General features: G+C 50.2%; 5 protein-coding genes. 1 reads left to right on the forward strand and 4 read right to left on the reverse strand.

From position 1 onward, the window contains the following. Positions 1-400 precede the first annotated feature (400 nt). Positions 401-1,576, forward strand: a complete 1,176-nt coding sequence (locus tag MHN01_RS14700) for a dicarboxylate/amino acid:cation symporter (protein ID WP_239412032.1) — start codon at positions 401-403, stop codon at positions 1,574-1,576. 105 nt (positions 1,577-1,681) lie between these two features. Here MHN01_RS14700 and MHN01_RS14705 read toward each other — a convergent pair whose 3' ends face one another. The 4 genes from MHN01_RS14705 to MHN01_RS14720 all read right to left on the reverse strand — a co-directional run bounded on the left by MHN01_RS14705 (position 1,682) and on the right by MHN01_RS14720 (position 5,162). After that, positions 1,682-3,058, reverse strand: coding sequence for a sensor histidine kinase KdpD (locus MHN01_RS14705; protein WP_239412033.1), 1,377 nt, complete (start codon positions 3,056-3,058; stop codon positions 1,682-1,684). Next, a complete protein-coding gene (locus MHN01_RS14710; protein ID WP_239412034.1) occupies positions 3,055-3,738 on the reverse strand; it encodes a response regulator transcription factor in 684 nt (227 codons plus the stop codon). The genes MHN01_RS14705 and MHN01_RS14710 overlap by 4 nt, the downstream gene beginning before the upstream one ends. Positions 3,739-3,887: 149 nt before the next feature. Then, entirely contained in the window at positions 3,888-4,430 is a 543-nt protein-coding gene (locus tag MHN01_RS14715) for a PepSY domain-containing protein (protein ID WP_239412035.1), read from the reverse strand. A 198-nt stretch (positions 4,431-4,628) separates the two neighbouring features. After that, a complete protein-coding gene (locus tag MHN01_RS14720) occupies positions 4,629-5,162 on the reverse strand; it encodes an NADPH-dependent FMN reductase (protein WP_239412036.1) in 534 nt (177 codons plus the stop codon). Between the last annotated feature and the right edge of the window lie 453 nt (positions 5,163-5,615).

Genomic DNA, 5,615 nt, shown 5'->3' on the forward strand with positions numbered 1-5,615 from the left:
TTCGAGCAATACATTGTGTCAACTTACGGCCGCTAGTTAAGCGGTTTACGTACAACAGGCCATACCCGGCTATAGGATCAGCCTGCCTCGACATGGGCTGGCTGATCCTGCCCTTCTAAGTACATCCTTACGGCTATATTTTTCCTGGTCAATTACATAGGGTGATCACGCGCTTGCTACTTTTCGTCCTCATCATTCTGTCCCCTTTTACTTAAAATCAATTAGCAAACTTTCAAAAAAAGTGACATGCAAGTATAAAGATGTTAAATAGACTCTACGGCTGAAACAATATTCCGGGATATCCATATTCTAAAAACATAATGCCAGTAAGTGCATATAGGTGGATTATTTATCACTCCTGGATTTCGCCGTTACCAAACACACATCAGGAAACATTTTAATGAAGCTTATTTTGAAGTTAATTGCCGGCATTATCGCCGGTATTTTAATTGGTTTTTTTGCCCCCGACGCCGTAGTGCGTATTCTGTTGACCGTAAAACTGCTCGGTGGTCAGCTGATCGGTTTTACCATCCCTTTGATTATTCTTTTCTATATAACCAGTGGCATCGCGAGTTTGCCGAAGAACTCTGGTAGCCTGCTGGGGAAAACCGTTGCGCTTTCCTATGGTTCAACCGTGCTTGCCGGTAGCCTGGCATTTATTGTCGCCAGTTCGGTGATTGCCGGCCTGCCGGCGCCGGATCAGGCGGCCGCTGATGCCGGTCAAAAACTGACCAGCTTTATCAGTCTGGAAATTCCGCCAATGTTTGGCGTGATGACAGCCTTGGCAACCGCCTTTTTGTTCGGATTGGGGATCAGCATTACCAACAGTGTTCGGCTGAAAGAGATTGCCGACGATGGTCGCGGCATTATTGATTTGCTGCTGTCGAAAGTGATTATTCCGCTGCTTCCGTTTTACATCTCCGGGATCTTTGCCGAAATGGCGGCAGAAGGAACGGTGTTTACGACTCTGAAGACCTTTGGTGTCGTGCTGGCACTGGCTGTATTTATGCACTGGGTTTGGATCACTATCCAGTATACCCTGACGGGTATCGCGCTGGGTCTGTCGCCGGTGAAGCTGATTAAAAACATGTTGCCGGCCTACTTTACGGCGATTGGTACTATGTCTTCTGCTGCGACCATTCCTGTTACCTTGCGGCAAACCAAAAACAATGGTGTGAATGAGTCGATTGCCAACTTTACGATCCCGCTTTGCGCTACGATTCATTTGTCAGGCTCGACAATTACCCTTATTACCTGCTCGACGGCGGTAATGGCGCTAAGCCAGCACATTGCCCTGCCGTCTTTGCTTGAGATGCTGCCATTTATCATGATGCTGGGTATTACGATGATTGCTGCACCGGGTGCGCCGGGCGGCGGCGTGATGGCGGCGCTGGGTCTGATGTCGACTATGCTGGGCTTTGGCGAGGCCGAGTTGGCCCTGATGATTGCTCTTTATATGGCGCAGGACAGCTTTGGTACGGCGTGTAATATCACCGGTGATGGTGCTATTTCGCTGTGGGTAAACAAATTTGCCCAGAAGCAACCAGCCGTTGACCCCGCACAGCAAGCTGGTTAATGACTCTCGCTAGCAAGAAATGAAACGGTAAAGCCACCTGAAAGGGTGGCTTTTTTTGTGCTAAATGTTCCCTGATATCGGAGCCTGTCTTTCGTCAGCTGTCAGCTACGTAAGTGTGGTTAAAGGCAGGCTGATACTGATTGCCAGCCCTGGGCGGCCGAGTGTCTCGCTGTTCTCTATTTCGATCTTCCCGCGCATGCGCATGATAGCGGCCTTGGCAAAGCTGAGGCCTAGCCCGTTGCCCGTATGGTGACGGCTGCAATCAAGGCGATAGAACTTTTCGCACAGTTTTGACAGGGGCTCTTTGTCGACACCGCCACCCTGATCGCTGATAGTCAGTCGAACGGTGTCCGCTTCTTGGCTTGCCAGGATATGAATATTGCTGTCCGGTGGACTGTATTTGGCGGCATTATCAAAAAGGTTACAAAGCACCTGAAACAATAAATCATTGTTGCCCAATACCTCTGCCTGCTTCGGCACCTCTACCAGCAATGTCTGCTGCTGATCTTCCAGGACCGGCAGATAGAGCTCAGCCACATCGTTAACCAGGTGGTTCAGGTTAATTGGTTCAAGTAGCGGGTTCTCGCCGTTTGACTCCAGCCTATTGATTCTCAGTAGCAGGTTAAATGTCTGCAGCAGTCGACTCAGCAGCCCCTCGAGCTCGGCCAGATCGGGGTTTTGCTGCGAGGCTTGCTGTATTTTTTGATAAACCACGGTTAGCGGGGTACGCAGGTCATGGGCGATATTGTTGGCTTGTTGCTTGGTTTGATCGACAGCCGTCGAGATGGCGTCCAGCATCTGATTGATTTGGGTGATAGTGTCAGCCAGCGGCCCTTCCAGGTTATCAAGCGGAATTCGGGTATCCAGAACACCGTTATGCTGGATACTCTGGCTGGTACGGTTGATAGCAGTAAGGTGCGCTTTGATCCTTTGAATCATGGCCCATGCAATAACAAACCCCAGTAGCAAGAGTCCGCCAATGGTGTAGATAAGTGTGTTGAAGGACAGCAGTTGTTCTTGAAAGTAGTTGGTATTAACGGCAATCACTAGCGGCTGCCAGTTTTCGCCGTCGGGCAAGAAGATCTCCAGGGCGATGAAACTTTCGAGGCTCTCTCCCTGCCCGGATTCATAGGTAAAGTAGCTATAATCTTCGTCGATGTATTCCATATCGGCGGGCAATTCGTCCGGTGGCTGCATGGCATCAAGAGAAAACATCTTTTGTTCACTGATTAACGCTTTGTAGTGATACTGGAATAACGAGGAGCTTTCTTCGGCCATAATGCTTCTTGCATTTCGGGGCCCTTCTTCATCCCATAGCTGCTCTATCAGTACGGCTTCAGCCTCTAACAAAGGCTGCGCGCTCTGCTCCAGAAACCACTCGTTCATCTGTTGTCGGGTAAAAAATAGCAGACCGATAGCGAGGATGATAAGTCCGCCGTAGATAGCCAGAAAGCGACGAAATGGGTCTTGCAGTCCCATCATAGCCTGATCTCTAGGACATAGCCGGCACCGCGTACGGTATGGAGCAGCGGTGTGTGGTGCTCAAGATCTATTTTTTTGCGCAATCGGCTGATATGAACGTCGATAACGTTGGTTTGTGGATCAAAGTGGTGGCTCCAGACCCGCTCAAGCAACATGGTACGGGTGATCACACGCCCCGGGTTAGCCATGAAATATTCCAGGATCTGAAACTCACGGTTGTTCAGCTGAATGCATGTATCGCCTCGCTTGGCCTTGCGTGACAATAAGTCCAGTGTCAGCGTGTCCAGGGCCTGAATATGACTGTTGTCGGCATGGGCTGCCGGTGTCCGGCGGGCCAGGATTTCGGCCCGGGCGAGCAGCTCGCTAAAGGCAAACGGTTTGATTAGGTAATCGTCTCCGCCACTGCGCAGGCCCTTCACGCGCTCGTCAACGCTGTCGAGGGCACTGAGGATCAGCGCCGGAGTCTGGTTGCCGGAGGCACGCAATGCTTTTAGCATTTTCAGGCCGTCCAGCTTGGGCATCATACGGTCAGTGATGATCAGATCATAGTCGGTTTGCAAGGCGCAAAACAACCCGGCCTGACCGTTATGGGCCACATCAGTTTGGTGTCCGGCGGCGTTTAGACTCTGGCTGATGAACTGAGCTTGTTTGGTGTTGTCTTCAACGACGAGTATTTTCATGTTCCCTCAGTACTTGATCTGTTGCGCTGTTCGCCGGACCCCCGGTGATAATATGCTGAAGCATTCAGCCAGGTATCCATGAGTTGCCCTGCCCGATAATCAGGAGGATGTATACGCAGGCTGAATGATTTCGCATAGTATCATGCCGGTTACCAGTCATCACCCGGGTGCTGCTCGAAGAAGCCCATTGTGTGCCCGGCTTCTGGTTCTTCCATGCTGTCATCGAATGTCTCGACTTCAATGACTTGCAGGGTGTTGGGATCAAGCAGCACGATCAGTTCCTGCTCTTCTTGCTGGAGCTCAACAGCATAGACAGTCTCGTAATGTGGGATGAACTCTTTGTAGGCGCTTACTACCTTCCCGGAAAAGGTGTTGCTGACTGCATCGATTGCCTGAGTAAGGCTCTTGTCGCTTTTATTGAACTCGGCGGTGATGTCCTTGCCGGTCTTGGCATCAAGAACGGTGAGCACCTGGCGACCGTTAGCTTCACCCTCGGCAAGGTATAGCATCCGGTTTGCTTTGCCAGGAAACAGTTCAATGCTGGTGTAGTCGGCTGTGTGTACTTGGGCGGCCTTTTCTAATGCTGCCCGGGTGCCGATCACTGAGTCGATCTGCGTCTCTTTTGCCAGCAGGCTGGAAGAGAAGGTAAGGGCACCAAGAAGGCAAGCGGCAATGATTGGGGTCTTTTTCATTTTATATTCCTCATACAATGGTCTGTTGTCGAGGAATGAGAATAGGAAACCCAGTTTACCTGTCTCTATACGGAAGATGACAAATTGTTCATGTTCAGTTGGATGGGTTGCAGGCACACTGGAGAGTGGCTGGCAGAGGTGGTGTTGTGGCTATTGTTATGAAAATGAACCAGGCTAGGCTGCCTGGTTCTGTATTGGTTATTTTAGGTGATTCAAATGGCTGACAGCATCTTTGAGCTGTTCATTAAGTTCATCATGCCGCAGAACTTGCTTGTCGCCATCGAAGTTATCGTAAAAGCTGGGGATCGACAGGCTGGCTTTGACGATACCATCGAAGTAGGGGGCAGATTGTACCGCTGCTGCCAGAACGCTGGCACCGCCCATCGAGCCCGGTGAGGTGGCAAGTAGCACCATTGGCTTATTTTGAAAAACTTTAGGCTCAATACGCGAGCACCAGTCGAAGATGTTCTTGTAACCGACGGCATACGATCCGTTATGCTCGGCAAATGAAATCAGTACGCCGTCGCTGTCACCGATTTTGGTGAGAAAGTCTTTGGCTAATTGGGGGTGACCAAGCTCGTCTTCTTTGTCCTGGCTGTATAGCGGTAATTCGTAATCGTTGAGATCCAAGATTTCAACTTGTACTTTGTCCAGCAGCTGGCTGGCATAATGAACGAGCTGTTTGTTGATTGATTTATTGTGGGTGCTTGCAGCAAAAGCAAGAATCTTCATGCTTATCTCTCCTCATGACTGAAGGCCAAGCGTCGTTGTTGTGCTTTTGGTGAGAATTCAATCTTCTGAGTGTAGCAACTTTCCTTTGAGTTATAGGAATAGAAAACTGGCTACCAGGTTACTGGCCGGGAGGGTTGGGTGGATTTCTGGAAGCCCGCAGCGGGGCACTAGGAATGAGGGTAATTTAGGCTGTATCGATGAGGTAAGGCTGCGAGTGATAGCGGATCCATATTGAATCCGCTAGTCACAACGCAGAAACCGTGAAAGCTAGACTGACTGTGGTATGTCAGTATTACAAGCCAATGCTCGGTAGTGCCGGGAAGGCACCAAGCCCGTAGGCTGAACGGCTGTCATAAATACTGTTGTTTTGCTCAATATTATGCTCGGCCTTGTCATTGAACGGCGTACCGATGATGTCGTTTCCAGTGATGGAAATTTGGAACGAGCCACTGC

The sequence above is a fragment of the Photobacterium sp. OFAV2-7 genome, from assembly GCF_022347985.1.
In the GTDB taxonomy this organism is placed as follows: Bacteria; Pseudomonadota; Gammaproteobacteria; order Enterobacterales; family Vibrionaceae; genus Photobacterium.